Annotated in this window: 4 protein-coding genes and 1 pseudogene; 4 read left to right on the top strand and 1 reads right to left on the bottom strand. The window is 70.1% G+C overall.

Annotation, left to right across the window (positions count from 1 at the left end; translation table 11 throughout):
* Positions 1-218: pseudogene (locus MHW47_RS34350) on the bottom strand (hypothetical protein); the annotation flags it as partial.
* A gap of 121 nt (positions 219-339) precedes the next feature.
* On the opposite strand from MHW47_RS34350, the gene rimP reads away from it, so the two are divergent.
* The 4 genes from rimP to MHW47_RS34330 form a co-directional block, all read left to right on the top strand.
* Entirely contained in the window at positions 340-837 is a 498-nt protein-coding gene (rimP, locus tag MHW47_RS34345; protein WP_239227758.1) for a ribosome maturation factor RimP, read from the top strand.
* A 2-nt stretch (positions 838-839) separates the two neighbouring features.
* Positions 840-1,880 carry a transcription termination factor NusA gene (gene nusA, locus MHW47_RS34340; protein WP_239227757.1) on the top strand — a complete coding sequence of 347 codons (1,041 nt, stop codon included), beginning with the start codon at positions 840-842 and terminating at the stop codon, positions 1,878-1,880.
* A gap of 120 nt (positions 1,881-2,000) precedes the next feature.
* Complete coding sequence (locus MHW47_RS34335; protein ID WP_199563603.1) at positions 2,001-2,279, top strand: YlxR family protein; 279 nt, start codon at positions 2,001-2,003, stop codon at positions 2,277-2,279.
* Positions 2,280-2,425: 146 nt separating this feature from the next.
* The coding region (locus MHW47_RS34330; protein WP_239227756.1) for a translation initiation factor IF-2 N-terminal domain-containing protein at positions 2,426-2,636 on the top strand (211 nt) is incomplete at its 3' end.

Below are 2,636 nucleotides of genomic sequence, written 5' to 3'. Positions count from 1 at the left end.
GCGGAGGCGCCGTCCGCGGCGGCCCGGGTGCCGCTCCGCGCGGAGTCCCCGCGGGCGCCGTCCGCGTCGTCCGCGTCGCTTCCGCAGCCCGGGAGCACCGCTCCGGCGGCGAGCGCGCCCGTCATCGCGAGCGCGTTCCTGCGCGTCGTCCCCGTGCGCCGCACCTGTTCTCCTTCGGGCTGGATCTGTTGTGACTGGATCTGTCCGGAAGTGATCACCGCCTGTGAGCGTACCCGCGTGCGGGGGACCGGCGGACAGCAACACCCCCCGCGACCGGATACCCTTTGATCCAGACACGCGAGATCCCACAACAGCACACGCGGCCGAGGAGTCACCCGGATGAGCACCACCCAGAGCGAGAGGCTGCGCGGGCTGGTCGAACCGCTCGTCAGCGCCGAGCAGCTGGAGCTGGAAGAGATCGACCTCTCACGGGCAGGCCGCCGCCGGGTGCTGCGGATCGTCGTGGATTCCGACGAGGGCGTGGAGCTGGACACCTGCGCGGAGCTGAGCCGCGCGATCTCCGCGAAGCTCGACGAGACCGACGCGATGGGCGAGGACGAGTACGTCCTGGAGGTCAGTTCCCCCGGTGCCGACCGCCCGCTGACCGAGCACCGCCACTACGCGCGCGCCACCGGCCGGCTGGCCCGGCTGACGCTGCGCGAGGGCGGCGAGCTTGTCGCCCGCGTCCTGGCGGTCGACGAGGACGGTCTCGACCTGGAGGTGCCGGGCGTCAAGGGTCGCAAGCCCACCGCCCGCCGGATCGCCTTCGACGAGATCGCCCGGGCTCGTGTGGAGCTGGAATTCAACCGCAAGGACAAGAAGGAAGAGGAGGCGTAGCCGTGGACATCGACGTGAAGCTCCTGAAGGGCTTGGCGCAGGACAAGGAGATCCCGTTCGAGGTCCTCGTCGAGGCGATCGAGTCGGCCCTCCTCATCGCGTACCACCGCACCGACGGCAGCCACCGCAGGGCGCGCGTGGAGCTGGACGAGCGCGGCCATGTGACGGTGTGGGCCAAGGAGGAAGCAGCCGATCTGGAGGAGGGCCAGGAGCCCAAGGAGTTCGACGACACCCCGTCGGGCTTCGGCCGGATCGCCGCGACCACCGCCAAGCAGGTCATCCTCCAGCGGCTGCGCGACGCGGAGGACGACCGGACGTTCGGCGAGTACGCGGGCCACGAGGGCGATGTCGTCACCGGCGTCGTCCAGCAGGGCAAGGACCCGAAGAACGTCCTGGTGGACATCGGCAAGCTGGAGGCCATCCTGCCGGTGCAGGAGCAGGTGCCCGGCGAGGAGTACACCCACGGCCTGCGTCTGCGCACCTACGTGGTGCGGGTCGCCAAGGGCGTGCGCGGCCCCTCCGTGACGCTCTCGCGGACCCACCCCAACCTGGTGAAGAAGCTTTTCGCGCTGGAGGTCCCGGAGATCGCGGACGGCTCCGTCGAGATCTGCGCCATCGCCCGCGAGGCCGGCCACCGCACCAAGATCGCGGTCCGCTCGACCCGCTCCGGGCTCAACGCCAAGGGCGCCTGCATCGGCCCGATGGGCGGGCGCGTGCGCAACGTGATGGCCGAGCTGCACGGCGAGAAGATCGACATCGTGGACTGGTCGGACGACCCGGCCGAGATGGTCGCCAACGCCCTGTCACCCGCGCGGGTGAGCGAGGTCGAGGTCGTGGACATGGGCGCCCGTTCCGCACGGGTGACGGTGCCGGACTACCAGCTCTCGCTGGCGATCGGCAAGGAGGGCCAGAACGCCCGTCTCGCCGCCCGGCTGACCGGCTGGCGCATCGACATCCGCCCGGACACCGAGACCGACGCCGAGCGCGACGTGGCCGACCGCGAGCGGGCCGAGCGGGCGCGGGAGCGCTCCGAGCGGCGCTGACGCGCGGCCCCGGCGGGGGCCGGGGAATAGATCACGTCGGCAGGTCGCTGAGAACACGACAACGTACGTTCGATTTTTGCCCCAAAGGGGTGAGGTCGGTGCGGGGAGGTAGACTTAGCCGTGTCTGGCCGGACGTACGTCCGCGCTTGCCCTGAGCGAACCTGTGTGGGATGCCGGGAGCGGGCGGCCAAGAACGAGTTGCTGCGCATCGTCGCGGACGGGGACGCCTGCGTCCCCGATCCTCGCGGTACGCTGCCCGGCCGGGGTGCGTACGTGCATCCCGTCCCCGACTGTCTGGACCTGGCGGTTCGCCGCCGGGCATTCCCCCGGGCCTTCAAGGCCAAGGGGCCGTTCGACCCCACCGCGGTACAGCGGTTCGTCGAGCGGGTGACACCGTAAGAAATGAACGGCACGGGCCCCCGTGCGGTCAGGTACCTCGCGAGTTGGAAGTAGGTCGAGATTGCGATGAGCACTCGATGAGTACGCGATGAGTACGCCCATGAAGTAGCGACGGTCCGGCGGTAACCGGACCTAAAAGGAGCGAAGTGGCTAAGGTCCGGGTATACGAACTCGCCAAGGAGTTCGGCGTGGAGAGCAAGGTCGTCATGGCCAAGCTCCAAGAACTCGGTGAATTCGTCCGTTCGGCGTCCTCGACGATCGAGGCGCCGGTCGTGCGCAAGTTGACTGACGCACTGCAGGGGCCCGGCGGCAACGCCGGCAAGCCCGCTGCCAAGCCGGGCGCGCCTCGCAAGGCCG

Source organism: Streptomyces sp. OfavH-34-F, from assembly GCF_022347745.1.
In the GTDB taxonomy this organism is placed as follows: domain Bacteria; phylum Actinomycetota; class Actinomycetes; order Streptomycetales; family Streptomycetaceae; genus Streptomyces.
The sequence above is the reverse complement of the archived record's forward strand: the minus strand, read 5'-3'. Positions and strand labels throughout refer to the sequence as shown.

Coding starts and splice junctions, on each gene's coding strand:
- rimP (WP_239227758.1), top strand. CDS start 340: ATGAGCACCACCCAGAGCGAGAGGCTGCGCGGGCTGGTCGAACCGCTC.